This window comes from Klebsiella sp. GB_Kp047 (assembly GCF_040065235.1).
GTDB classification, from domain to species: Bacteria; Pseudomonadota; Gammaproteobacteria; order Enterobacterales; family Enterobacteriaceae; genus Klebsiella; species Klebsiella quasipneumoniae.
The window spans coordinates 362,599-388,384 of sequence record NZ_JBEAJG010000028.1 but is presented as its reverse complement, the minus strand read 5'-3'; the positions used below and the strand labels follow the sequence as shown (position 1 = coordinate 388,384).

General features: G+C 56.6%; 26 protein-coding genes. 15 read left to right on the top strand and 11 right to left on the bottom strand.

Features of this window, described 5'->3' with window-relative positions; all coding sequences use genetic code 11:
• Positions 1–30 precede the first annotated feature (30 nt).
• From ompK26 to ABLV76_RS10385, 3 genes are all read right to left on the bottom strand, one after another.
• The gene (gene ompK26 / locus ABLV76_RS10395) at positions 31–726 is read right to left on the bottom strand and encodes a KdgM family porin OmpK26 (protein WP_004205398.1); all 696 of its coding nucleotides are present in this window, start codon (positions 724–726) and stop codon (positions 31–33) included.
• Between the two features lie 248 nt (positions 727–974).
• Positions 975–2,153, bottom strand: a complete 1,179-nt coding sequence (locus tag ABLV76_RS10390) for an acetyl-CoA C-acetyltransferase (RefSeq protein ID WP_004205397.1) — start codon at positions 2,151–2,153, stop codon at positions 975–977.
• A 118-nt stretch (positions 2,154–2,271) separates the two neighbouring features.
• The gene (locus ABLV76_RS10385; RefSeq protein ID WP_004205395.1) at positions 2,272–3,141 is read right to left on the bottom strand and encodes a LysR family transcriptional regulator; all 870 of its coding nucleotides are present in this window, start codon (positions 3,139–3,141) and stop codon (positions 2,272–2,274) included.
• 102 nt (positions 3,142–3,243) lie between these two features.
• On the opposite strand from ABLV76_RS10385, the gene ABLV76_RS10380 reads away from it, so the two are divergent.
• From ABLV76_RS10380 to ABLV76_RS10355, 6 genes are all read left to right on the top strand, one after another.
• Positions 3,244–3,705, top strand: a complete 462-nt coding sequence (locus ABLV76_RS10380) for a multidrug/biocide efflux PACE transporter (protein ID WP_017899256.1) — start codon at positions 3,244–3,246, stop codon at positions 3,703–3,705.
• A 123-nt stretch (positions 3,706–3,828) separates the two neighbouring features.
• Positions 3,829–5,058, top strand: coding sequence for an amino acid permease (locus ABLV76_RS10375; protein ID WP_004205392.1), 1,230 nt, complete (start codon positions 3,829–3,831; stop codon positions 5,056–5,058).
• A 120-nt stretch (positions 5,059–5,178) separates the two neighbouring features.
• On the top strand, positions 5,179–6,057 hold the full coding sequence (locus tag ABLV76_RS10370) for an aldo/keto reductase family oxidoreductase (RefSeq protein ID WP_017899257.1): 879 nt from the start codon (positions 5,179–5,181) through the stop codon (positions 6,055–6,057).
• 383 nt (positions 6,058–6,440) lie between these two features.
• Complete coding sequence (mrkH, locus tag ABLV76_RS10365) at positions 6,441–7,145, top strand: transcriptional activator MrkH (RefSeq protein ID WP_004205390.1); 705 nt, start codon at positions 6,441–6,443, stop codon at positions 7,143–7,145.
• 17 nt (positions 7,146–7,162) lie between these two features.
• Complete coding sequence (locus tag ABLV76_RS10360) at positions 7,163–7,735, top strand: LuxR C-terminal-related transcriptional regulator (RefSeq protein ID WP_004205389.1); 573 nt, start codon at positions 7,163–7,165, stop codon at positions 7,733–7,735.
• 143 nt (positions 7,736–7,878) lie between these two features.
• Positions 7,879–8,595: an EAL domain-containing protein gene (locus ABLV76_RS10355; RefSeq protein WP_004205387.1), complete on the top strand. Its 717-nt coding sequence runs from the start codon at positions 7,879–7,881 to the stop codon at positions 8,593–8,595.
• Between the two features lie 33 nt (positions 8,596–8,628).
• Here the strand turns inward: ABLV76_RS10355 and mrkF are convergent, their stop codons facing one another.
• The 5 genes from mrkF to mrkA form a co-directional block, all read right to left on the bottom strand.
• Positions 8,629–9,264 carry a type 3 fimbria minor subunit MrkF gene (gene mrkF / locus ABLV76_RS10350; RefSeq protein WP_032456584.1) on the bottom strand — a complete coding sequence of 212 codons (636 nt, stop codon included), beginning with the start codon at positions 9,262–9,264 and terminating at the stop codon, positions 8,629–8,631.
• Between the two features lie 13 nt (positions 9,265–9,277).
• A complete protein-coding gene (gene mrkD / locus ABLV76_RS10345; protein WP_004205385.1) occupies positions 9,278–10,273 on the bottom strand; it encodes a type 3 fimbria adhesin subunit MrkD in 996 nt (331 codons plus the stop codon).
• Positions 10,264–12,750, bottom strand: a complete 2,487-nt coding sequence (mrkC, locus tag ABLV76_RS10340) for a type 3 fimbria usher protein MrkC (protein ID WP_004205384.1) — start codon at positions 12,748–12,750, stop codon at positions 10,264–10,266. The genes mrkD and mrkC overlap by 10 nt, the downstream gene beginning before the upstream one ends.
• 11 nt (positions 12,751–12,761) lie before the next feature.
• Positions 12,762–13,463: a type 3 fimbria chaperone MrkB gene (gene mrkB, locus ABLV76_RS10335; protein ID WP_000820818.1), complete on the bottom strand. Its 702-nt coding sequence runs from the start codon at positions 13,461–13,463 to the stop codon at positions 12,762–12,764.
• Between the two features lie 95 nt (positions 13,464–13,558).
• A complete protein-coding gene (gene mrkA / locus ABLV76_RS10330; protein WP_000756959.1) occupies positions 13,559–14,167 on the bottom strand; it encodes a type 3 fimbria major subunit MrkA in 609 nt (202 codons plus the stop codon).
• 705 nt (positions 14,168–14,872) lie between these two features.
• On the opposite strand from mrkA, the gene ABLV76_RS10325 reads away from it, so the two are divergent.
• Positions 14,873–15,082, top strand: a complete 210-nt coding sequence (locus ABLV76_RS10325) for a DUF1471 domain-containing protein (protein ID WP_002916131.1) — start codon at positions 14,873–14,875, stop codon at positions 15,080–15,082.
• Positions 15,083–15,177: 95 nt separating this feature from the next.
• On the opposite strand, the gene ABLV76_RS10320 is transcribed toward ABLV76_RS10325, so the two are convergent.
• Positions 15,178–16,074, bottom strand: coding sequence for an EamA family transporter (locus tag ABLV76_RS10320; protein ID WP_048295557.1), 897 nt, complete (start codon positions 16,072–16,074; stop codon positions 15,178–15,180).
• An 81-nt stretch (positions 16,075–16,155) separates the two neighbouring features.
• On the opposite strand from ABLV76_RS10320, the gene ABLV76_RS10315 reads away from it, so the two are divergent.
• A complete protein-coding gene (locus ABLV76_RS10315; protein WP_004205381.1) occupies positions 16,156–16,662 on the top strand; it encodes a MarR family transcriptional regulator in 507 nt (168 codons plus the stop codon).
• Here the strand turns inward: ABLV76_RS10315 and ABLV76_RS10310 are convergent.
• Positions 16,659–17,615, bottom strand: a complete 957-nt coding sequence (locus ABLV76_RS10310) for a nickel/cobalt transporter (RefSeq protein WP_053810906.1) — start codon at positions 17,613–17,615, stop codon at positions 16,659–16,661. The two genes, ABLV76_RS10315 and ABLV76_RS10310, sit on opposite strands and share 4 nt — an antisense overlap.
• 385 nt (positions 17,616–18,000) lie before the next feature.
• Between ABLV76_RS10310 and ABLV76_RS10305 the strand changes: the two genes are divergently transcribed.
• The gene (locus ABLV76_RS10305) at positions 18,001–18,246 is read left to right on the top strand and encodes a hypothetical protein (protein WP_049092881.1); all 246 of its coding nucleotides are present in this window, start codon (positions 18,001–18,003) and stop codon (positions 18,244–18,246) included.
• A gap of 348 nt (positions 18,247–18,594) precedes the next feature.
• Here ABLV76_RS10305 and ABLV76_RS10300 read toward each other — a convergent pair whose 3' ends face one another.
• Positions 18,595–18,855 (bottom strand): hypothetical protein, encoded by a 261-nt coding sequence (locus ABLV76_RS10300; protein ID WP_004205367.1) that lies wholly within the window; start codon positions 18,853–18,855, stop codon positions 18,595–18,597.
• Between the two features lie 168 nt (positions 18,856–19,023).
• Between ABLV76_RS10300 and fimB the strand changes: the two genes are divergently transcribed.
• The 6 genes from fimB (at position 19,024) to ABLV76_RS10270 (ending at position 25,778) form a co-directional block, all read left to right on the top strand.
• Positions 19,024–19,629 carry a type 1 fimbria switch DNA invertase FimB gene (gene fimB / locus ABLV76_RS10295; RefSeq protein ID WP_004205366.1) on the top strand — a complete coding sequence of 202 codons (606 nt, stop codon included), beginning with the start codon at positions 19,024–19,026 and terminating at the stop codon, positions 19,627–19,629.
• Between the two features lie 454 nt (positions 19,630–20,083).
• Entirely contained in the window at positions 20,084–20,692 is a 609-nt protein-coding gene (gene fimE / locus ABLV76_RS10290; RefSeq protein WP_004205365.1) for a type 1 fimbria switch DNA invertase FimE, read from the top strand.
• A 481-nt stretch (positions 20,693–21,173) separates the two neighbouring features.
• A complete protein-coding gene (fimA, locus tag ABLV76_RS10285) occupies positions 21,174–21,722 on the top strand; it encodes a type 1 fimbrial major subunit FimA (protein WP_004205364.1) in 549 nt (182 codons plus the stop codon).
• A 71-nt stretch (positions 21,723–21,793) separates the two neighbouring features.
• Positions 21,794–22,330 (top strand): fimbrial protein, encoded by a 537-nt coding sequence (locus tag ABLV76_RS10280; RefSeq protein ID WP_065696828.1) that lies wholly within the window; start codon positions 21,794–21,796, stop codon positions 22,328–22,330.
• A 49-nt stretch (positions 22,331–22,379) separates the two neighbouring features.
• Entirely contained in the window at positions 22,380–23,084 is a 705-nt protein-coding gene (locus tag ABLV76_RS10275) for a fimbria/pilus periplasmic chaperone (RefSeq protein WP_017899263.1), read from the top strand.
• Positions 23,085–23,165: 81 nt separating this feature from the next.
• Positions 23,166–25,778 (top strand): fimbrial biogenesis usher protein, encoded by a 2,613-nt coding sequence (locus ABLV76_RS10270; protein WP_094311410.1) that lies wholly within the window; start codon positions 23,166–23,168, stop codon positions 25,776–25,778.
• Positions 25,779–25,786: the final 8 nt, after the last annotated feature.

Here is a 25,786-nt window from a genome sequence, read left to right as displayed (position 1 = left end):
GGAAAACAGACGATGAGGGCCTGATGGAAATCAGAACGAGTAGGCCACCCCGACGCGGAAGCGGGTCTGGCGATCGCTGCGGTCATTCACGCCGACGTTGCCGATTTCACCATACGGCGACCAGTTGTTATCCAGCTTATAGGCCACCTTCACGTTATATTCCTGCGAGTAGGGTTTGTTGTCGTTACGATTCACCCCTTCCGAACTGCGGGCATAGACATAGTTCAGCTCGGTGCGCCAGTCGCCGAGAGCAAACCCGGCCCACGCGTCGCCGCGATTCACCTTGTCATCATCTTTGCCGGCATCATTCGGATAGCGGGTGTACTCATAGCGATAGCGAGCGGCGACATAGAAGCCATTGTCGAAACTGTATTGTACGTGCAGGTGCGGCTTGTAGATGGAGCGGCTGTCGTTGCTCTCTATGGTAAACCCGGGGGTGAGGAACAGGTTCGATGTCGCTTTCCAGCGCCAGCTGATGGTGTCTTCATGGCCGTTGCCCACCACGTCCGAATAGGGTTGCGAACCGTTGTCGCCGCCTGAACGCCATTTGGCCTCTACGGTAAAGCCTAGCCCGTTGGCGAAGCGGTGGGACACCGAGACGCGGTCAGCATTGCTTTTATCGCTCTTGCCGCCATCAATAAATTCATGACGTAAATCTATCGTGACCGCGGTTGCCGCAAAAGACATACCGCAGAGGGCGGCCAGAACCAGAGATCGTTTCAACATAGGGTACCCCTTATAATAAATAAAATGTCATTTCGTTTTTATGAAACGTTATTTTATTTTTTAAGCACCTTAGTTTTAGTGACCAGGATCGTAGTTATTTGTTTCAAAAAAGGTGGCACAACAAGACGTGACGGAGCTCAATAAATTGGCGGTGGGTGAGGGAAATACGGGTGAAAAAAGAGGGGTCGGCAAAGCGCGGCGCATAAAAAAGGCCTCCCGCAGGAGGCCATGGAAATCGACATGCAGCGCTACGCGCGTTCTACCGCCAGCGCCACGCCCTGACCGCCGCCGATGCACAGCGTCGCCAGCCCTTTACGCGCATCGCGCTTGATCATTTCATGCACCAGCGACACCAGAATCCGACAGCCGGAGGCGCCGATGGGGTGGCCGAGGGCGATCGCGCCGCCGTTAACGTTGACCCGTCGCTCATCCCACTCCAGTACCCGGCCAACGGAGATAGCCTGAGCGGCAAAGGCCTCATTGGCTTCGATCAGATCGACGTCGTCCAGCCGCCAGCCGGCCCGCTCAAGACAGCGACGAGTGGCGTGCACCGGCGCGATGCCCATCAGCGCCGGATCGACGCCGACGCTGGCGAAGGCGCGGATCCGCGCAAGGATCGGCAGCCCCAGCGCCTCGGCTTTCGCCTCACTCATCATCATCACCGCCGCCGCGCCGTCATTGATGCTGGAGGCGTTGCCGGCGGTTACCGATCCGAGACGATCGAAGGTAGGCTGCAGGCTGGCCAGCCCTTCCGCGCTGGCATCCACCCGCGGTTGTTCATCGGTATCCACGGTGCGCGCCGCGCCGTTATGCTCGGTAACGACCGGGACAATCTCATCGCGAAAGCGTCCGGAATCAATCGCCTTGCGCGCCTTCTGCTGCGAGCTGAGCGCCCAGGCGTCCTGCAGTTCGCGGCTGATGCCATATTCCCGGGCGAGGTTCTCCGCCGTGACGCCCATATGATAATCGTTGAAGGCGTCCCACAGGCCGTCATGGACCAGGCTGTCAATCAGCTGGCTGTTGCCCAGTTGGGCGCCGGTGCGGCTGTCGGTGAGGACATGCGGAGCGCGGCTCATGTTCTCCTGGCCGCCGGCGATCACCACGTCCGCCTCCCCGCACTGGATCGCCTGGGTGGCGAGGTGCAGGGCTTTCAGGCCGGAACCGCAGACGTCGTTAATGGTGATCGCCGATACGGTGTTGGGCAACCCGCCGCGAATAGCAGACTGACGGGCCGGGTTTTGCCCGGTTCCCGCGGTCAGCACCTGGCCGAGGATCACCTCATCCACGCTCTGCGGATCGATTCCCGTCTTCTCCACCAGCGCCTTCACCACCACGCTGCCCAGCTCAACGGCTGAATGGCGCGATAACGCGCCCTGAAAGCAGCCAATCGGCGTACGTAGCGCCCCGACGATCACGACATCCTTCATCCTCTACCCCTGCCCGTGCTTTTGCGCAAAGAAACAGCGATATACTAGATAATTGTTATCAAAAAACTTTGTAATTGTTTAAAAAAAGTGAAGCTAATCACAAAGAAATAGCTATTCGTTAACGCTCACGCCGCTGCAGATGCTGACGCAGCCAGCTGCCGGCCGCCCCGGGCGGCGCTTTCTTATTCCACAGCAGATCCACCGAAATCGCCCGCGGCCAGCCGGGGATATCGAGCGCCACCAGTCCGCCCTGCGGCGCAAACTCCGCCACCAGCGCACAGGGCAGAATGCACCAGCCGAAGCCCTGCACCGCCATGCTGAGCAGCAGCAGGTAGTTTGGCGCCGACCAGACCTGCCCGGCGGCAGGCTCCGTCGCGCTGGCCAGAAAGGTGCTCAAACGCAGCTCGCGCCAGCTGCGCAGCTCATCCCAGACAACCTTGCCCTGCCCCGCCAGCGGATGGTCAGGCGCCACGTAAATGCCCATCGCCGTCTGCAGCGGCAGGCGGGTGCTGCCGATATCGGTCGGGTAGCGCTCTCTCGCCTCAATCAGTCCCACCTGGGCGCGGGATTTTTGCAGGAGATCGATCACGTCCTCATCTTCGCCAATCAAACATTCAAATTCGGTATGAGGGAAGCGGCGGTCAAACTGCACCAGCAGATCTTCCAGCACGTCCGGGTGCAGGGTGTCCGAGAGCACAAAGGTCAGCCGCGGCTCCGTCTCGCCGGACAGCGATACCGCCAGCTCATCCAGCCGCTCGCTGGCGGCGAGGATCGCTTTGACATAGCTCAACACCTGCTCCCCCTGCGGCGTCAGCGTCGGCTGCCGCGTTGCCCGATCGAAGAGAGTCACCCCGAGGTCAGCCTCCAGGTTGGCGATAGCGGTACTGATCGTCGACTGGCTTTTGCGCAGGCGACGGGCGGCGGCGGAGAACGACCCGCTGTCAACGGCCTCGACAAAGGCGGTTAACGCTTCCGGTGAATAACGCATGATGTATCTACTTTATCGATGGTTTCTATCTTTTGTTTATCACATTTTTCCATAAACTGCCGGGTAATTTCCTGTTCAGGCTAAAACTGGAGGTAGCTCGCCATGCAACAGACCCCACATCAGCGCAAGACGCTCACCGAGCGCGTTATCCACGCCATCACCTTCGAAGGGCTGGCGACGCTGATCCTCGCCCCCACCGCCGCCTGGCTGATGCAGCGTTCGGTGGTGGAGATGGGCGGACTGAGCATTCTGCTCGCCACCCTGGCGATGGTATGGAACATCATTTATAACGCGGCTTTCGATCGCCTGTGGCCAGTCTCCCGCGTCCCTCGCCGGCTGAAAGTGCGGGCGCTGCACGCGATCGGCTTCGAGACCGGCTTTGTTATCATCGGCGTCACCATGGTGGCCATCGTGCTGGGGGTATCGCTGCTGCAGGCGTTTATGCTGGAGATCGGCTTCATGCTCTTCTTCCTGCCCTACACCATGGCGTTTAACTGGGTCTGGGACACCCTGCGCGAGCGCGTTATCCGTCACCGCCGCCCGCGCCAGGCGGCGCGCGGCTAGCCTCGCGGCGGATCCTTCGCGATCCGCTGCCACTTTATCACCAAAAACTATCGCAACAGACGAACCATAAATATGGTAAATTGCACTCCTTTTTTTTGGTTTGACGGTTGATAAAGTCGCATAATGTCTAAAATTTGGTCTAAAGAAGAAACTCTATGGAGTTTTGCCTTATATGGCACTGCAGTAGGCGCTGGGACGCTATTTCTACCGATCCAGCTGGGTTCGGCTGGCGCCATTGTCCTTTTCATCACCGCGCTGGTCGCCTGGCCGCTCACCTACTGGCCTCACAAAGCGCTGAGCCAGTTTATTCTCTCGGCCAATATCGCGCCGGGAACCGGGATCACCGGCGCAGTAAATCACTACTATGGTAAGAAAATTGGCAACCTGATCACCGGGCTCTATTTCCTCGCCTTCTTTGTGGTCGTGCTGATCTACGCCGTGGCCATCACCAACTCGCTGGCCGAGCAGGTGGCACATCGCACGCCGATGACGCCTGCGCTACGCGCGCTGCTGAGCCTGGGGGTCGTGCTGGTCCTTAACCTGATCTTTCTCATGGGCCGGCAAATCACCATCAAGGTGATGGGCTTTCTGGTCTTCCCGCTTATCGCCTGCTTCCTGTTTCTCTCCCTCTATTTAATCCGCGACTGGCATCCGGAACATCTCACCAGCCAGATGCAGTTCAGCTCGCAGACGCTCCACCAGGTCTGGATCTCCATACCCGTGATGGTTTTCGCTTTTAGCCATACGCCGATCATCTCGACTTTTGCTATCGACCAGCAGGAGAAGCACGGCGACCTGGCCATGGGTAAATGCAAAAAAATCATGAAGGTGGCCTATACCATCATCTGCGCCAGCGTGCTGTTTTTCGTCTTCAGCTGCCTGCTGGCCATCCCGGCGACCTATATTGAGACCGCCCGCGATCAGGGGGTGACCATCCTCTCCGCCCTGTCGATGGTGCCGGGCGCGCCGGGCTGGCTGGCGGTGACCGGCATTATTGTCGCCGTGGTCGCCATGTCGAAATCCTTTCTCGGCACCTACTTCGGGGTCATTGAAGGCGCCAGCGAAATCGTCAAAAGCTCGCTGGGCCTGATGGGCGTGCGCAAGAGCCGCGCCTTCAACCGCGCGATGTCGATCATGCTGGTCTCTGCCTTCACCTTTGCGGTGTGCTTTATCAACCCGAATGCGATCTCGATGATCTACGCCATCAGCGGACCGCTTATCGCCATGATCCTGTTTATCATGCCCACGCTGTCAACCTGGCTTATCCCGGCGCTGAAGCCGTATCGCTCGGTGGGTAACGCCATCACTCTGGTGGTCGGCCTGCTCTGCGTCTCCGTGATGTTCTTCGGCTAATCCGTCTCCGGCGACAGCGGCTTGCCTGAGCCGCTGTCGCACATTCTGACAATATTCTCACCCTTCTCTTCCTTGTTAGCGCATTACACTTACGGCTTAGCCACCGTGAGGAGAGTTCCTATGTCCAGTGTCACCTTATCCGGTCGCGGCACGCTCGGCGATCGCCAGGTCTATCGGTTGGGTTACGGCGCCATGCAGCTGGCCGGCCCCGGCGTTTTCGGCCCGCCGAAAGATCCAGAAGAAGCGGTGCGCGTGCTGCAGGCCGCCGTCGAAGCCGGGGTAAACCATATCGATACCTCGGATTTCTATGGCCCCCATGTGACCAATCAGCTGATCCGCAAAGCGCTCCACCCCTACCCCGACGATCTGTGCATTGTCACCAAGGTCAGCGCCCGTCGTGACGAGAAAGGCAACTGGCTGCCGGCCATGTCGCCCGCTGAACTGACCCAGGCCGTCGAGGACAATTTGCGTCACCTGGGGCTCGACGTGCTGGAGGTGGTGAACCTGCGCAGTATGCTGAGCCCCCACGGCCCGGTAGAAGGGTCGCTGGAGGCGCCGCTCGCCACCCTGCTGGAGCTGAAGGAGCGAGGATTGATCCGCCATATTGGCCTCAGCAACGTGACGGCAAAGCAGGTGGCGGATGCACAGAAAATGACGCCTATCGTCTGCGTGCAAAACCTCTATAACATTGCCCATCGCGCCGACGACGCGCTGGTGGATGCGCTGGCCGCCCAGCACATCGCCTGGGTTCCCTTCTTCCCGTTGGGCGGTTTTACTCCCCTGCAGGCGCAGGAGCTGAACGAGGTCGCGGCCTCGCTTGAGGCGACGCCGATGCAGGTCGCCCTCGCCTGGCTACTCCAGCGCGCGCCCAATATTCTGCTGATCCCAGGCACCTCATCCCGGACGCACCTGGCGGAAAATATTGCCGCCGCCGGGCTAATTTTGCCGGCGGATGCGCTGCGCACCCTGGATAATATCGCCACCCGCAAGCATCCCTGACCCGTCAGGCCGAAAGGAGGGAACGACTTCCCTCCTCAATATTTGCCTGGAAAAACCTCATCACTGCTGGCACTATAGATCCTACAAATGGGGCGTGATCGACGATCGTTCTCTCATTATCCCCGTTAATTAAACTTAAGTTTTTTATCCTTCGACCGGTCTCCAGCTTGGAGGCCGTTGTCGTTTTTGTCATGACCAAAATTTGAAACGCTTGATTACAGGAAACACAATATCGAATTCCAAGTTTATACATATCAATCTGGCTGCAAAGATAGTCAATAACATCAAACGCTCATAAAAACATCTGATTAACCCAATCAGAATGTTGCTATTGCTATAAGAAAAATCAAACGCCTCACGACAACTATTTACAAGGGATGCACATGACAGAGGGAACGATAAAGACCAGTAAGTATGAAATTATTGCTATTTTCAGAGAGGAGTTGCGCAAACGTACTGAAATTGAAATATTTTTTAACAACACCAGTATCATAACCCAACTGACGCGCGTGGACTTTGCCGAGTTCCATATTCAGACCCATCGCAAAATCCCGCCCGGGCATAAAATTCGCTTTCTCCTGCATAGCGATTCAGGGAAAATAGAGTTTAATGCGGCCCTGACAAAACATGACAATAGCGGTGTCGATAAAGGTATCCGCTACGCCTTTTCCTTGCCTGAATGCCTGCAGGTGGTGCAGCGTCGCCGCGATCCCCGCTTTCGTTTACGCCACGAGCATGATTTTTATTGCCGCGGTCGCCATAAAAATGGCGAAAACTATCTTTTCGACATCAAGGACATTTCAGACGGCGGTTGCGCACTGATGACCAAAACGCCGAATCTGAAATTCCTCAGTCATAACGCATTGCTGAAAAACGCCGTACTGATGCTGGCGGAATATGGCGAGATCACCATCGACCTGGTGGTAAAGAATGTCATTATTATCACCCTTGATGACCCTAATGAAGAGAGCGAAAGCTACTATCAGATATCCTGCCAGTTTAAGTTCCGCCATCTCGACGACCAGCGCAGAATAGAGAAAATTCTGCTGGACCTGATCTTAGAAGCCAAGCGAAAAAAGAGAATCTGATACCCTTGGAAAGTATATTGCTGTACACCAATGATAATCTCATTGGTCACTCAATCTATCACTACCTTATTGATAGTCATGAAAACGCCACCCGTTTTGGCTATGACGAAGTCATCCATGGGAAACAGCTGCCTGAGGCCCAAACGGTTATTTTCAATTTAATCAATAAGGATATTTCTGCCATCAGAATCGTTGATCTATTGAATGCGCTCCGCCTTTCCCTGCAACGCTGCCAGCAGCCGGTGCTGATGATAAAAAGCGACATTGCCGGACTGTGCAGAGAGTTAATAACCGTCGATAATGCCATGATTATTAGTGAAAAATCGCCGCTATCTATGTTTGCTTCTATTATCCAGCGGGCGAAGGGCGCCAGCGAACAACCGCCGCGACGATTGCGCAAACAACTGTCGCCGCGGGAGTGCCAGATCCTCGAGCTGCTGATTGCCAACAATAATAATAAGCGGATTGCCGCCCTGCTCGGCATTGCCCATAAAACGGTCCACAGCCATCGAATCCATATCATGCAAAAGCTGGGCATTGATAATTCCCGCACGATGAACCAGCGTATTGCCGCCCTCCATCAATGCTAAATTACGCAGAGGTAAATCAATAGCGGATAAAGCGTACTTATTCGTTGTTGATTTACATTTCCTGCCATTCCCATTAATCATCAGGTAGCCTATAATTAACCTATCCTCTGCTTATTGTCTGACTAACCTCGTGAAGAGGGATAATGAACACTAAAATATTCGAAGACAACATTTTATCTCGTAATGATATCGCTGTACGCTACGTCTTTCAGAAAATGTTTTCCCCACAAGGTACCTTAGTCGCGGTTGAATGCTTAAGCCGCTTCGATAATCTTCCCGTTTCGCCAGAATATTTTTTCCGCCATGCCACCGCGGCAGTTCGTGAACGTATTTTTCTCGAGCAACTGGGGTTGATTGAACAGCATAAAGCATGGTTTTTACGTAACCATATTTCCGCTACCATTAACGTTGATGACCATATCCTGACTCTGCTGCGCCAGAAGGAAATAAAAGAGAAAATCGCCGCCCTGACCTGCGTCCATTTTGAAGTGACCGAAAACGCCGAGAAACTTCTGAATAATTCCCTGGCCGCCTGGCAAAGCCCGCAGGATACCTCGCTGTGGCTCGATGACTTCGGCTCTGGCTACGCGGGGATTAACGCCATCAGCGGTTATCATTTTGACTATGTCAAAATTGATAAAGATTTTTTCTGGCATCTGATGCGCAAAGAGTCCGGCCGTCAGCTGATGGATGCGCTGGTCACCTTTTTATCCCGCAATCATCACAACGTGATTATTGAAGGCGTGGAAAGCGAAGCCCATAAAAAATGGCTGCAGGGTATGGAGTGGTTTGCTATTCAGGGGCATTACTGGCAGGAAGTCAGCATTGAGCAACTGGTTGCCGACGATATTGGCATATAAAAAAGCCGGGCTTGCCCGGCTTTTTCGTCCCGCTTAATTATAAACTAATTCCCACGTTGCCCAGCTGGTAATTGGCCCGCTGGTGGCGCTTTTCGGGGTCGGCGAAACGTAGCCCACATAATAGGTGAACAGGCCGCCGCTGACCGCGTTTTCCTGTAAATGCACCTGATTTTGCTGCGGATCCGCAGGGACAATTTTATTACTCTTATCCAGCGTATTATTATCATTGGTCGACAGCGCCAGATAAATATTCTGCGCGCCGTCTGGCAAGGTATTAGCCAGATAGCCCGCGTTCTCATTGCCGACCGCCGTCAGTAAAAAACCGTCGATCCAGCGAACGCTGACCCGCCGCACCTCGTCCTGCGAAGCGGCGCCGCCGTCATGACGTAGCTGGCAGTTTGACAGCGCCAGGGTAAAAGGCTGCGGCTTCATAAACGCGCCGGCCCCGCGATCGTGCACTTCCGCCAGGCTGACCGGCGCCAGCCAGACGTTGCCGCTGCCGGCATTCTGGCCGCCATTGAGCGCGACGCTGCAGGAGATATCCGTCACCCGCCCGGCAAAATCGACCCGTCCGCGGTCGTAATTAGTCTCGAAACCCCACGCCGAGGGGACGGCGAGGCTGCCGCAGAGCAGCAGCCACGCGATAGTATGTTTCGGCAATCCCTTCATTCCCCCTCCCGTATTAATCGTACGTCAGGTTAAAGATCATATGCGACTCCACCTCGCCGGTGCTGGTCGTCGGGCCATACTGATAAAAGCGCGCGTGCAGCGGTATGGTGATGTAGCGGGTCTCCTGATTATTCAAGCGGCCAACGGTATATTTCTTATTAAACTGCAGCGGGGATCCATCCTTCAGCACCTGGATGCCGACGCCTTTCGCCATCCCGCTGCCGGCCTTTTCATTCAGCAAGGCGCCCATGGTGGCGGTGGTGCTGGTAGCCAGGGTGCCGGAGAAAGAGGTGCTGATGTTGGCATATCCCGTTTCACTCAGGCCGCCGCTGCACTGCAGCTCAATATTAAAATCCTTCCCGCCCGCGGTGGTGCCAACCCCTTTCAGGTCAGTACGTCTAATGGCACCCACATCAACATTCATATTTTTCCCACTCAATACCGAACAGGAGGGCGAGACCACGGTGATCGCGTTGGCGCTCAGATAGGTTTCGAGGATCGGGTTGCCGCCGCTCTCCCAGTCGTAGGAGGTGTATTTTCCCGCCGCGAGGGTACCGCTGCCGGTGGTTGCCGCGGTTTTGATAATCTCCAGCGTAAAACGTGAACCTTCAAGGGAATAGTTGGTGGTGTTATACACTCGGGACGAATAGACGTCGGGATAGACGATATTCACCGTCGCGCCGCCGCGGCTGAAACGCATACCAATTCCCGGCACGTTGGTGGAATAAATTTTATTCCCCAGGTCCGTGGCCCCTGGCGACACGATCTTCGCCGCGAAGCGGTTGGTGCCGGAGGTACAGCGATAGCTCGCCCCGCCGGGGGCGCTCATCGTCCAGTCGCGGGTAAGGATCACCGAACCCACCGGCAGATCCGGGGGTACCACCACCCTGCCCACCACCATGTCCAGCATCACCGTTGGCGAAGAAAGGCGCGTACAGACGGCCCAGGACGAGGTGGTGCCCAGCGCCATCAAGACGATAAAAAGCGTCAGTAATTTCCTCAGCGACATACGCTATCCTTTGTTGTTTGCTGTCCCAGATCCACCGAACACTGCCCGCCGCTCCACTTCACAATCGCGCGTTTGGCGTTCGCATCGCTGATAAACATCATGCTGCCCTGACCGACGACGCCGATCTCCTTGCCGTCGGGGGAGAAAATACTCGCCGCAAACGGCAGCGGCTCATGGTTCGCCTGGCGCGCCTGCAGGGTGAGGTTGTTCTGCACCGTGGTGCCAAACGCCACCTTAACCACGCTGCCTTCCCACGGCACAACCTGCGCCACGGTGCGATCGAAGGCCACGTCGTCATGGCTGCCTTTCGGGTCGATCTCGACGGCGTTAATTCGGTACGGGCGCAGATACGGCAGGATGGCGTAACCATTGCTGTCCACGCGGGTGCCCGGCGATCCCGGGAGCATAGCGCCGGCCGCGTCTTTGGCTTCAATCAGCGCCATCGTCGAGCCGCTTTCCGGTGAGAGCACCACGCCGCCGCTGTGGGCGATCATCGTCCCGCTGGCGCCAATGCCGCTCTGACGATAGCCTTCGCCCTGGCTGTAGCTGCCGTTGAGGGTGGTCCATGGCGTACGGTAGCTGCCGTTGAGCGCCACATCATGCTGACCGCCGGTGGCGGTGGTGGTCGACACGCCGTAGTTAAGGTTGTTTTCACTGTCCAGCGAACCGTTGATACCAATCTGCGAGCTGGCAAAGCGCGAGTTGTTGAACGAGGTGTTCGACGTCAGGTTGGCGGTGCGGTTGTCGCCAAACCACAGCGGGTAGCTGAAGTTGAGTGAAATGCGATCGTCGCGGCGATGGCCGGAGCTGTCCGGGGTATAGACGCGCTGGGCGCTCGCCGACCAGGAGAGACGACCAAACGAATTGTTATAGCTGACCTGATACTGCTTCTCGGTCCCGGAGCGGTTCCAGTAATCGGAAATACGACCGCTGAGATAAAACCCGCCCCAGCCGTCAGGCAGGTTCTGGTTTACCGTGAAGGTCATGCCGTTTTTTTGCCGCCAGAGGGTGTAGTTGCTGCGGCTGTTTTTTTCCTGATCGACGGCGTACAGCGCGTCGTTGAGGTTGTAATAACCTTTCGTCGAGTAGCGATACGCCGCCAGCACGATGCTGGTCTGGGTATCGGTGAACATGCGGTTAAAGGTGGCGCGATAGCTCTGCCCCGAGTCATCATGGCTATCGCTTTTCAGCCGAGAATGGGTGACGTCAAAAGAGAGGGCGCCGATCCCGGTGTTCATCCCGGTGCCCACCAGGAAGGCCTGATAGTCGTCAAAGCCGGTGACCCCGGTGTAGCCGGTCAGCAGGTTATTGATCCCGTGCTGCCAGGTCGCCTGATAGAGCATCGGCTTATTGCGCAGCCCGCTGTCGTCCACTTTACCGGCGGAGAGCGCGTAGCGGGTCATGCCCGGACGCAGCAGCTGAGCAACGGAGGCGTAAGGCACGCTGAACACTTCCACCGAGCCATCCGCCTCTTTTACCGAAACCTCAAGATCGCTGCCATAGCCGGATGGATAGACATCCTGCAGGGTAAACGGCCCCGGCGGAACGGTGGTCTGATAGATAATGTTGCTGCCCTGGCGCACGGTGACGAGGGCGTTGCTCTGCGCCACGCCGCGAATTTCCGGGGCATAGGAGCGCATGCCGTCCGGGAACATATTGTCATCGGTGGAAAGATTAACCCCACGCAGACCGATGGTGTCGAAAAATTCACCATTGGTAAAGATCTGCCCACCGCTGACGATGGAGTTGATCTGCGGGATCGGCCGCTGGAGATAGGTCTGGTTGCTGTTCCAGTGCGCTTTACCCTGCTGCTGCTGCCAGTTCAGGTTACCGATATGCTTCAGCAGCCAGCCGTCCCACGACAGGCCGGCATTGACGCCAAGGTAGGCGCTGCTGTTATCCGACCCGCCGACCGAAGAGGTGTGGCTGTTCCAGGCGTTGGCCATCCAGCCAAGATTAAGCGCGGTAATGCCTTTGTCCCAGAACTCCGGGCTGACATAGTTTTTCAGGCGTTGATCTTCATAGATCTGCGGCACCGAAATGTTCAACCGCAGGGAGGACTGGACCAGGTTGTCTTTGACGTTGTCTTCGTTGCGCCAGGATTTGAGGCTACCGCAGTAGCCTTCCTGTTCGCTCAGCTGCGGATTGAGCTTTTCCGCCGCGATGCCGTACTGCGTCAGCATCGCTTTGGTGTAGCAGACCCCAAGGTTACCGTCTTTGTCGCGCGCGATGCGCAGATCGTAGCGCCCTTTCCATTCGTCGTTGGTGTAGACGTCAAGGGAGTAAGTGCCTTCGGTAATCGCGCTGGTCGAGAAGCGTGACAGATCGACCTTTTCGCGACTGCCGACAATAAAGCCGTCGTTAAATTGATATACCGTTCCCGGGTTTTCCTGTCCGCTGGAAAATGGCGGAAAGCAGCACAGCGCGATGGCGATCGCGGTGCTTAATCTTCCCGGGCAGAATGACCTCTGCTTCATTAGCTTTTCCCTTATTTAACGGCCACTTTCACTGCGACATCGGCGCCATAGTCATTAATGTTGTTAACGGTCAGGGTTTCGCCGCGGTTGACGGCTGAGGAAAGCGCCACCGTCTGGCTGGACTGCGGCGCCAGCATCACGGTTTTGCTGTTCAGGGCTTTACCGCCGTCGCGGGAAATACGGCTGACGGTAATGTAGAACGGCGTCGGGTTGTTGATGGCGAGACTACTGCCGCTGGCGGTCAGGGTCAGCTTCTCGGCCGCCGCATCGCGGTTGCCCAGTCCGGCAGGACGATAAATAAATTTAAAGCGCGAACGGATCGCCAGCTGCAGCACGTTCTGGCCTTCATTTTTCTGATTGGCCACCACCGGCGGTATTTCCAACAGATTCAGCCACCACAGCGTCTCTTTATCTTTCGCCAGACCGGCGCTGCTGCCGAGCTTAATACGCAGCGTCTGGCCGCTCTTGGCGTCAACGCGCGAAATCGGCGGGGTGATAATAAACGGGGTGGTAATGGTATCCGGTGTGGCATCGGCATCGCCGTTATCCAGCCAGGCCTGCGCCAGCGCCGGACGGTCGGCGTTATTTGAAAGCTGTACCGTTATTTCTTTTTCATTTCCTGGATAAATAAAGCGGGTACCGTTAACAATAATATTGTTGGCATGGGCCGCAAAACTAAAAATGAAACAGAAAAAAAGGGCAATACGCTTCATGCTGACCTCAGAATAAAAATACAAGCGGCGGACATTGCCGCTTTATTATTGTTATTAACTGCCCCATCGCGGGGCAGTTTTATTTTCTGACGGAATTACTGGTAAGTAATTTCGTAAGTCGCGTAGCTGTTAACCACACCGGTGGTTACCGTGGTCGGCGCGCTGGTGGCGTAGCCTACGTAGTAGGTGAAACGCGCGCCATCAGCGACAGCGGAAGCGTCGCCTTTCGCTTTCGGCTGAGTGCTGTCACCCGGGATGATTTTGTTGGTCAGTGCGGTAGCGTTGTCAGTAGACAGTACCAGCTGGATGTTCTGAGCACCGGAAGCTTCGGTGTTCGCCAGGTAGCCCTGTTGTTTGCTGGTAGCGCCAGCCAGCAGGTTACCGCCGGTCCAGTTTACGCCCAGTTTGCTTACGTCATCCTGTTTGGTGCCGTCAGCAGCCTGGCAGTTAGAGACGTCAATGGTGAAAGATTTCGGTTTCAGGTAAGTATCCGCTGCTGCCGCTTTAACTTCAGTCAGAGTTACCGGAGACAGGTAAACGTTCGCATCGCTGCCCTGGCCGTTAACAGAAACAGTACAGGATACATCGGTAACTTTACCGAAGAAATTAACCTGGCCGCCGCCAACATTGGTATCAGCTGCATGGGCAGCAGTCATGCCAAAAAACGCGGTTGCCATTGCTGCAGAGAGAAGAACCTTTTTCATTGCCATTTCCTTGTCAGAGTGAATTACGAATCAATGAGCACACTGTGAATTCGCATAGAACCAGAAACATCAGGCGATGCTGATTTATGCCACTGCTAATAGAATCTTCGACTGACCGGGAGCCGCAATATTTAAGGCGTCAGGTAACGAACTTAAAAATATAAGTTCGCTGGTGCTATCGGCGTCAAAGAATGCTATTTATTCGCCGACAAATATACATTTGTTCACGTTTCATTAAGTTATATAACAGATAATCGATAACTATTAATAAATGCTTATTGATAGATCAAAACGGGGTGATGGATGTTTACAGCGCGGAAAGCCTAACGCCAGGGCATGAGAGAAATGGCCGTCTCAGCATGCCGAAATGGCCTCCAGAGGGCTATTGCGAATCGTCCGAATCCGCCCCAACGGCGGCTAAAAACCGCCCAACTAATTCATACAATGAATGGTAACCGCGTAAATGAGGCGCCTTCTACATTCTGATCGCAGGCAGTCCGCGTGATACTCCCATCAAAAAATAATCAATAATCCATTGTTTTTAAATTAAAAAATAGAGAAACATTCATATCTCCGTCATCAAACCGCCATAAAAATGTGATCTAAATCGCACTTTTTGCCACGCGCGTTATAGTTAGCAGACTTATTATAAGCCCATCGAAAGCAAACACGCTTTCCACCATAAAAGTTAAAAGGACAAACACCATGAAAAACGTAAAATTACTCGCCGCTGCCGGTATGCTCTCCCTGGTCTCTTTCGCTAGCTTCGCTCATCCGGTGAGCGTAACAGCAGACACCCTGGACAGCGCAGAAGCGAAAATCGCGACCATTGCGAAAGAACAAGGCGCTTCCTACCACATCACTGAAGCGTACACCGGCAACCAGGTCCATATGACCGCCGAGCTCTCTAAATAAGCGAATGGTTGCAGAGGGAGCTGCCGGACAGGCCGCCTGCGGGCGGCTGGTCTGGCTCCCGCCGCCCACCCCGCACACAGCAATGTCGAGCCCCGTTATGGGGCTTTTTTCGTTTTTGCCCCCGCCGCCTGACGCGCCAGCGCGCGCTGAATAGACAACACGCTCGCCAGCACCACGATCAGCCCGACCAGCGCCATCCCCTGGATCTTTTGGCCAAGGAAAATCCACCCCAACACCACGGCGGTCACCGGGCTCAGCAGGCTCATTGCCGATACCGCCACCGGCGAGAGGCGGCCAATCCCCCGGAACCACAGGCCATAGGCCAGCATCGCGCCCGCCACGCACAGCCACAGATAGCCGGCCACCTGCAGCGCTGTCACCTGTTGTAAAGGGGGATCAACGATCAGCGCCACGGGCGCCAGCACCACCCCGCCGATCGCCAGCTGCCAGCCGGTTAACGCGACGATCGGCAGGGAGAGCGCCCAGCGGCGGGAGAGCCAGGTGCCCAGCGCCATACTGATCGCCCCGAGAAACGCCGCGCCGATGCCCAGCGGGTCGAGGACGGTGCGCGGCGACAGCAGCAGCATGGCCATACCGAGTATGCCGGCGAGGGCTGAGAATACCGCCAGCCAGGGCGAGCGCTGCCGGTCTACGCACCAGGCGAGAAGCATCACCAGCAGCGGCTGGATCGCGCCAATCACTGCCGCCAGACCGCCGGGTAAGCGATAGGCGGCGATAAACAGCAGCGCCTGAAATGCGCCGATATTTAAGATGCCGGTAACGATAAGCTTTAGCCATTCGCCGCGCTGTGGAAAGCGGCGGCTCCAGATCAGCAGGGCGATGCCTGCCGGCAAAACCCTCAGAAGGGCGGCGATAAACGGCCGGTCGGGGGGAAGAAACTGGGAGGTGACGATGTAGGTCGTCCCCCAGATAGCGGGCGCCAGCGCCGTGAGCAGCAGGTCGAGCATCAGACTACGCGAGAGAAAAGCCATGATTTTATCTTCACTTCAAGTTAAATTGGTGCCGCAAGTATGTACACGCAATTATCTTGATATCAAGACAAGTGAGCACTTATGGACAAATCACCGCCGATCGACGCCGTTGATCGGATCCTCGCCCAGTGGCAGCGCGAGCGGCCGGACCTCGACTGCAGCCCAATGGGGCCAATTGGCCGTCTGAAACGATGCGCCATGCTGCTGGAGCCGCAGGTGGAAGTGGCTTTTACACGCCATGAGCTGGTGCGCTGGGAGTTTGACATGCTGGCGACGCTGCGCCGCGCCGGGGCGCCGTTTATTCTTTCGCCTACCCAGCTCTTCTCCACGCTGATGATCACCTCCGGCACCATGACTCATCGCCTGAAGGCATTGGAGAAACGCGGATTTATTACCCGCCTGCCCAATCCGGAAGACGCCCGCAGTATGCTGGTCGCCCTGACGCCCGCCGGACGTGAACGCATCGATGAAGCGGTGGAGACCCATGTCGATAATGAACGGCAGCTGCTGGCGGGGCTCAGCGATGGCGAGCGCCAGCAGCTGGATCAGGCGCTGCGGGTATTGATGCGCCTGCTGGAGAGCCGTTAACAGCCGGCGGCGATAAAGTCGCCGTTAGCGCTGATCGGCACCACGGTGAAAAACAATGTCGCGGCAAAGAGGATCAGCGCCAGCCCGCCGAGGATCTTCACCAGCGGCACCAGCCAGGGCCGCGGACGGCTGGTCGCCGTCAGCCGGTTGACGGTACGGTGACGGGCATAGTGCACCGCCAGCGACAGACCAAGGATCGACAGCGCGGTGCCCAGCGCCATGGTCATCACCGCGGCGATGCCCCAGCTGACGATCCCCAGCGCGTTGGCGAACAGCAGGATCATAATCGCTCCGCTGCAGGGCCGGGCGCCGATGGCCAGCACCACGCCCAGGCGTGTCTTCCAGTCGGCGCCCTGCAGGTCGTGTCCCACGCCGTGGTGCCCGCAGCCGCACGAGGCATCATGCTGATGCGCCGGCCTCAGGGCGCGTATTCTCCTTTTACCCGGCAGCAGGCTCTGCAGCGCACGACAGATAACGTAAACCCCAAAGGCGGCGATGGTCAGGGCGCTGATCTTCTCGACGTACCAGCGGCTGGCGCTGAGATCGCCAGCGGCCAGATTCAGCCCCACCGCGAGAATAAAGACAAACAGGATGGCGCTGACGCCCTGCAGCAGGCTGCCGAGAAAAGGCACCACCCGCGCCGCGGTCAGGCTCTCCTGATTGGTGCTCAGGTAAGTGGTGACGATAAACTTGCCGTGGCCCGGTCCGATAGCGTGGAGCACGCCGTAGAGAAAAGCGCCCACCAGCAGCCAGACGCCGCCGCTGTACTGATGGTTGTTCAGCAGCAGAAGGTACATCACCAGATAGCGATGCAAGGTAATTTGCGTGGCGAGGCACCACTGGAGGAAGTCGCTCCAGTGGCTGTGCAAGGTGATGCCGGCGGCCAGCAGAAGAAGGCCGCCGCTCCCGGCGGCCAGCAGGCGCCAGTCGCGTTGCGAAGTCGGTATCATCATCGGTAAGCCATGGTGAAAAGAGATCAACCGCCAGACGACAATCTCATGCCCGGCGAACAATAGTGCCTGGATAATTTGTCGGATTTTTCTCGTCAATGCTTAAGGTCACAAGGCTCCGCATTATCAGCATCAGCGGGCTCCTACACCTACCCTCTGCCCTACCTTTGCACAAAGCATTTTCATATTTTCAGCATACCACAGACGTTTGTTTTTGCTGTTGACGCCCTGCATAACATATTAGAGCAATCGTTACACACCTAAAAAAGATAAAAATAAATCAGTTATCGCTATCCTGGCACTTTTTGTACTTTATCATCCTGCGCATCAGGCACGAATATTCATTAACTGCTATTAATTTAATATATTCATTAACAGGACCACCCCCATGAAAAGATGCTTACTCGCCCTGGCGTGCGTCGCGCTGCTGACGCCCTCGCTTTCGGCGCAGGCGACCTGGCGCAGCGACCAGCGCCAGGACGCTCGCGATATCCGCCAGGATAGCCGCGAGCAGGGCCGTGAAATCAAGCAAGAGTGCGTCAGAAATAATAATCAAAGCAACGCCAGCTGCCGTCACGATAAGCGGGAAAACCGCCGCGAAGGTCGTCAGGAAGCCCGCGACGAAAAATGGTAAGTCAGCCTGCTCCGGTGGATATCAGATCGCGGACTTCTGCCACCGGAGCCTTTAACACCGCCTGCGACACCGGACCGTCGCGTCTGTCCCCTACCTGCTCTTTATTCTTAGCTCGCAGCAGAATATTACCCACACCAGTCTGCAGCCTATGCCTCTCTTATACCCACCGCCTGATATCACCGCTTCCGCCGATTACCGCCCGCGCTCCCACAGCACCATTAAGATTAAGCTCAACCCGTTAAATAAGACGTAAAGTGCCCTCACAGAGACAATGGCTATTATCCCCAGGCTTTTTGCAGTATGGTTTAATCTCTGTTGTAGTTTTGCAGTGAATGCTATCCAGACGGTTCAAGGTTGTATTCTGTCTGAGAAATTACTCATGCCATTCCCGTCGCTGAGATACGGGAGGCCGGCTGGCTGACGCCGTGCCGCCCCGACAGCCGGGAAATAAATCATGACGGCATTGATGGCCGCCTTGCCGTGGCCGGAAGCCAGTGCCTTCATCATCAAGCGGGCATCATCAAGAGGATCAGGGATGTACAGGACGTGGAAACCTCCAGGAAAGATTCGCCAGTTCAACCAGCTAACCCTTTCTTTACCCTTCAGCATACGGCGTCTTATCGCTGGGGATGGCGATAGCCCATGATACCGCATGCTCCCGTAGCAAATAAAAACGTTATCAGCACGCTGTTAAAAAATAAAAAGGCAGTCGCATTTAACAATGACCTGACGCAGGCCTGGAAAGCGTAATATTTGCCTGCCATAAAAGGGAACACTATGACGAATAACGCCGAGATTAAAAAAAGGAACTTCCTGACTCAGAATGAAATCGAGTCGCTACTTAAAGCCGCCGATAGCGGTCCCTATGCCGCACGTAATTATTGCCTGACGCTGCTGTGCTTCATCCATGGTCTGCGCGCCAGCGAGATCTGTCGCCTGAGAATATCCGATATCGACCTTGCTTCCCGCTGCGTTTATATCCATCGGCTAAAAAAGGGGTTTTCGACCACCCACCCTTTGCTGAATAAAGAGATCCACGCCCTAAAGCGCTGGCTGGCCATTCGCAACACCTGGCCGCAGGCCGCCAGCGAGTGGCTGTTTCTCTCCCGCAAAGGCAATCCCCTTTCCCGCCAGCAGTTTTATCAAATTATCGCCTCCTCTGGCGACCAGGCGGGATTGCCGCTGGAGATCCACCCGCACATGCTGCGCCACTCCTGTGGCTTTGCGCTGGCCAATATGGGTATCGATACCCGTCTGATCCAGGACTATCTCGGACACCGCAATATTCGCCATACCGTCTGGTATACCGCCAGCAACGCGGGACGCTTCTATGGTATCTGGGACAATACGCGCGACAAACAGCGCCTGTCGCTGCTTCAGTAAGCCTGACGCCACGGATGGCGTTGTACCGCGTTGCGGGGAAATTAAATAGCAATAAATTAACCCTCAGTTAATTATGATTACTGTTCCCGCAAGTTCTTATTTAATCCTGCGGTCTCATCGTTAAATTGACCCTGTATTAATTCCGGTTTTGCCGTGATTCTTTATTGTTGGCTAAAAATCCATCCCGCTATTTTTTAAAATCTACCGAGTGAAAAATCCCTTTTATTTTATGCACATGCTATAAAACCCGAGCAGATCTATTGTGACCTTGCTTAAAATCTCTAAAATTAAGAATTATCGCCAGGCGATATTTTGACTGGCTGTAAATATAATATGCTATCTATACGTGGTTAATCGCCTTCACCTTGTACCGTTCTTACATTACGGATCTTTTCCGTCATGGCGTATGGTTTCGCCATGACGACCCCTCACCTCTTTTTCAGGAGTAATTATTGTGAACCGACGTCGTTTTCTTACCGCCAAAGAAGTTCAGGCTATGATGCAGGCCGCGCGTCAGGGCGCCACCGGCGAGCGGGACTACTGCCTCATCCTTCTCGCCTTTCGCCACGGGATGCGCATCAGCGAACTGCTGGATCTGCACTATCACGATCTGGATCTACGGGAAGGCCGGGTCAATGTGCGGCGGTTGAAGAACGGTTTTTCAACTATTCACCCGCTGCGCTTTGATGAACGTGAGGCCATTGAGCGCTGGAGTCAGGTCCGCGCCGGCTGGAAAGCGGCGGCCAAAACCGACGCGCTTTTTATCTCCCGTCGCGGGACCCCGCTCTCACGCCAGCAGGCGTATCGTATTATTCGCTCCGCCGGGGAAAAGGCGGGTACCGTGACGCAGACCCACCCCCATATGCTGCGTCACGCCTGCGGCTACGAACTGGCGGAAAGAGGTACAGATACCCGTTTGATCCAGGATTACCTCGGTCATCGTAATATTCGACACACGGTACGCTACACCGCCAGCAATGCGGCGCGTTTCGCTGGAATATGGGAAAGAAATAATCTTATTGGAGAAAGCATTGCAGAATCGGGAGTTGATACAACTGATTGAATTTAATTAAAAAAATAAACCGTGAACAGGTCAATTGGGGCCAAACTGTTTATATCATAAAAATGTTTTGACATATTTTGCAACTCACCACGCCATATTTCTGCAGAAAAATTATTAACTACATGTTTTTAATATATTTTTAAAGCGTCAATTACGCACTTTTCCCCACCCTGCCCTCCCGTTGCATTGGCGCGCCTTCGCCAGCGGTATCTCTCTTCCTTTCGCACTCTCGCCAACACCACCAGATTAAATAACCAATAAAACCACATTAAACAGATTTTAATACCGTAAAACAGGCAAGATTAAACAACGAACAGATCGTTTATCTCAACGAGTCAAAATGGCCCCAATTGTCTCATCGGTTGGGCGAAAACTGTGCAGAGCCGGCAGCCAGACCACTCGGCTGAAATCTGAAATGCCTGGAAGGCACAACGGCTGCCAATCCGGTTCGTTATTTCGACATCGTTCAAAGGAAAACAGTATGAAAATCAAAACACTGGCAATGATTGTTGTGTCAGCCCTGTCTCTGAGCTCCGCGGCGGCCCTGGCCGATACCACCACGGTTAACGGCGGGACCGTCCATTTTAAAGGGGAAGTCGTTAACGCGGCCTGTGCGGTGGATGCCGGCTCTATCGATCAAACCGTCCAGTTGGGCCAGGTGCGTTCCGCGAAGCTGGCCACGGCGGGGAGCACCAGTTCGTCCGTTGGTTTCAACATTCAGCTGGATGATTGCGACACCACGGTAGCAACCAAAGCGTCCGTCGCCTTCGCCGGTACGGCCATCGACAGCAGCAATACCACCGTTCTGGCGCTGCAAAACTCTGCCGCCGGCAGCGCGACCAACGTCGGCGTGCAGATCCTCGACAACACCGGCACGCCGCTGGCGCTGGACGGCGCCACCTTCAGCGCAGCCACCACGCTGAATGACGGCACCAACATCATTCCGTTCCAGGCGCGTTACTACGCCACTGGCGCCGCGACCGCCGGTATCGCGAACGCTGACGCCACCTTCAAAGTGCAGTACGAGTAAGGCAAACATCAGGCAAGGAAGCCATCCGGGCCAGGAGGGCCCGCGCTTAATTTTGCAACCGGGGTGAAACGATGCAGGGAATGAAATCGGGTCTGCTACTGCTGCTGCCTCCGCTGGCGCTGGCCGGTAATCAGTGGAACGTCACGCTGCCGGGGGGCAGCATGCGCTTTCAGGGCCTGATCATGGCCAGTTCCTGCCGCGTCGAAGCCGGCGATCGGCAGATGACGGTCAATCTGGGACAGATCAGCAGTAACCGATTTCACGACGTGGGCGAAGACAGCAACCCGATCCCTTTCACGATTCATTTACAGGATTGCAGTACGGCAGTCAGCCAGCATGTCGGGGTGGCATTTCACGGCGTGGCTGACGGCAAAAACCCCGACGTGCTGTCGGTGGGTGAAGGCCCGGGGATCGCCAGCGGGATCGGCATCGCGCTGTTCGACAGTCACGGCCAGCAGCTGCCTCTCAATCGTCCGCCGGATCGCTGGATACCGCTCTACCGCGGACCGACGACGCTAAATTTCGTCGCCAAATATCGGGCGACCGGACGCCAGGTCATCGGCGGCGCGGCCAACGCCCAGGCCTGGTTCTCATTAACTTATCAGTAATCAACCCGCAGACCAGCAGGACAACACCGTGAGCAGACAAGGAGATAATGTGAGAAAAACAGCAACGACGATACGCGGCATACTGACGGGATGTGTGCTTTTCGCCGCCGGCGCGTTGAGCGCCAGCGCGCACGCGGGCGTCGCGCTGGGCGCGACCCGGGTTATCTACCCGGCGGGTCAGAAACAGGTCCAGCTGGCGGTGACCAATAACGACGACAACAGCACCTGGCTTATTCAGTCATGGGTGGAAAATGCCGATGGGCAGCGAGACGGCCGGTTTGTTATCACTCCCCCGCTGTTTGCCATGCAGGGCAAAAAAGAGAACACCCTGCGCATTATCGATGCGACCAATAACCAGCTGCCGCAGGATCGGGAAAGCCTGTTCTGGATGAACGTGAAGGCTATTCCCTCAATGGATAAATCGAAGCTCAGCGACAACACCCTCCAGTTGGCGATTATCAGCCGCATCAAGCTCTACTACCGACCGGCAAAACTGACCCTGCCCCCGGATCAGGCGGCGGACAAGCTGACCTTTAGCCGCAACGGATCGTCGCTAACGCTGACGAATCCTACCCCTTATTACCTGACGGTGACCGAACTGAACGCCGGAACGCGCATTCTGGAAAACGCCCTGGTGCCGCCGATGGGTAAAACCAGCGTCAAGCTGCCTGCGGATGCCGGCAACACCATCACCTATCGCACCATTAACGATTACGGCGCGCTGACGCCGAAAATGAATGGCGTACTGCGTTAAATCTGGTGTGCCCCGCCGCGCGGGCCACGCTGCGCATGACCAGAAGCACTGACAGCCGGGCAACGTCGGACCGGAGGGATTATGTCACATCGAAAATATGGACTGGACCATGGGGGTCGCCGAAGCGCCCGGCGCCTGATTACGCCGGCGCTGACGCTGTGGCTCTGCTCACAGCCGTTCGCCGCGCAGGCGGACCTCTATTTTAACCCCCGCTTTTTAGCTGACGATCCGGCGGCGGTGGCAGACCTGTCGGGATTTGAAAAAGGCCAGGAGGTCCCGCCGGGCACCTATCGCGTCGATATTTATCTCAATAACGGCTATATGACCACCCGGGACGTCACTTTCCAGGCCGATGCGCAAGGCAATGGCCTGTCGCCCTGCCTGACCCGCGGCCAGCTGGCGAGCATGGGGGTGGATACCGGACGGGTGACGGGCATGGCGGCCCTGGACAGTACGGCCTGCGTGCCGCTAACGACGCTCATCAGCGAAGCCACCACCCGCTTCGATGTCGGCCAACAGCGCCTGTATCTCACCGTACCCCAGGCGTTTATGGGCAGCCACGCCCGCGGGTATATCCCGCCGGAGCTATGGGATAACGGCATCACCGCCGGGCTGATTAACTATAACTTCACCGGTAATAACGTCCATAACACCACCGGGGGCAACAGCCGTTACGCCTATCTGAACCTGCAGAGCGGTCTGAACTTCGGTCCGTGGCGCCTGCGCGATAACAGCACCTGGAGTTACAGCAGCGGCGGCAGCGCGTCATCCAATGAGAACCGCTGGCAGCACGTCAACAGCTGGCTTGAGCGGGACATTATTTCCCTGCGCTCGCGGCTTACCCTCGGGGATAGCTACACCAACGGCGATGTCTTCGACGGGATCAACTTCCGCGGCGCGCAGCTGGCCTCGGATGACAATATGCTGCCGGACAGCCAGAAAGGCTTCGCGCCGGTGATCCACGGGATCGCCCGCGGCACCGCGCAGGTGTCAGTCAAACAAAACGGCTACGAAATCTACCAGAGCACGGTGCCGCCGGGGCCGTTTACCATCGACGATCTCTACGCCGCGGGCAACGGCGGCGATCTGCAGGTCACCATTAAAGAAGCGGATGGCACCCGCCAGGTCTTCAGCGTGCCCTGGTCAACGGTGCCGGTGCTGCAGCGCGAAGGCCATACCCGCTTCGCCCTCACCGCCGGGGAGTACCGCAGCGGCAACAACCAACAGGAAACGCCCGATTTTTTCCAGAGCACGGCCATGCATGGCCTGCCGGCCGGCTGGACCCTGTACGGCGGCACCCAGCTGGCGGACCGCTATCGCGCCTTTAACCTCGGGGTGGGGAAAAACATGGGCTATTTCGGCGCCTTATCGCTGGATATCACCCAGGCCAACGCCACCCTGCCTGACGACAGCGAGCATCAGGGACAGTCGGTGCGTTTTCTCTATAACAAGTCACTGGATGAGACCGGCACCAACCTGCAGCTGGTGGGCTACCGCTACTCCACCCGCGGCTACTATAACTTTGCCGATACCACCTACCGCCGGATGAGCGGCTACAGCGTGGAAACCCAGGACGGGGTTATCCAGGTGAAACCCAAATTTACCGACTACTACAATCTGGCTTACAGCAAGCGCGGTAAGGTGCAGCTGAGCGTGACCCAACAGCTGGGGCGCACCGCCACCCTCTATCTGAGCGGCAGCCACCAGACCTACTGGGGCACCGACGATGCCGATGAGCAACTGCAGGCCGGCCTCAACGCCGCCGTAGACGATATCAACTGGTCGCTAAGCTACAGCCTGACGAAAAATGCCTGGCAGCAGGGGCGCGATCAGATGCTGGCGGTCAACGTCAATATCCCCTTCAGCCACTGGCTGCGTTCCGATAGCCGTTCGGTCTGGCGGCACGCCAGCGCCAGCTACAGCCTGTCGCACGATCTCAATGGCCGCATGACCAATCTGGCGGGCCTGTACGGCACCCTGCTGGAAGACAATAACCTCAGCTATAGCGTGCAGACCGGCTATGCGGGCGGCGGCAACGGCGACAGCGGGAGCACCGGCTATACCGCGCTCAACTACCGCGGCGGCTACGGCAACGCCAACGTCGGCTACAGCCGCAGCGATGGTTTCAAACAGCTCTACTACGGGGTCAGCGGCGGCGTGCTGGCGCACGCCAACGGCATCACCCTGAGCCAGCCGCTGAACGATACCGTAGTGCTGGTGAAAGCCCCCGGTGCCGGCGGCGTGAAGGTAGAAAACCAGACCGGGGTGCGCACCGACTGGCGCGGGTATGCCGTCCTGCCGTATGCCACCGAGTATCGCGAAAACCGGGTCGCGCTGGACACCAATACCCTGGCCGACAATGTCGATCTTGACGATGCAGTGGTCAGCGTGGTGCCTACCCATGGGGCGATCGTCCGCGCCAGCTTTAACGCCCAGGTGGGAATGAAGATTCTGATGACGCTGACCCATCGCGGCAAACCGGTGCCGTTTGGCGCCCTCGCCACCAGCGACAGCAACCAGAGCGGCAGCATCGTCGCGGATAACGGCCAGGTCTACCTGAGCGGGATGCCGCTGGCGGGCAAGGTGCGGGTGAAATGGGGCGATGCCCCGGACGCCCAGTGCGTGGCCGATTATCGTCTGCCGCCAGAGAGCCAGCAGCAGTCGCTCAGCCAGCTGTCCGTCGCGTGTCGCTAAGGAGATGA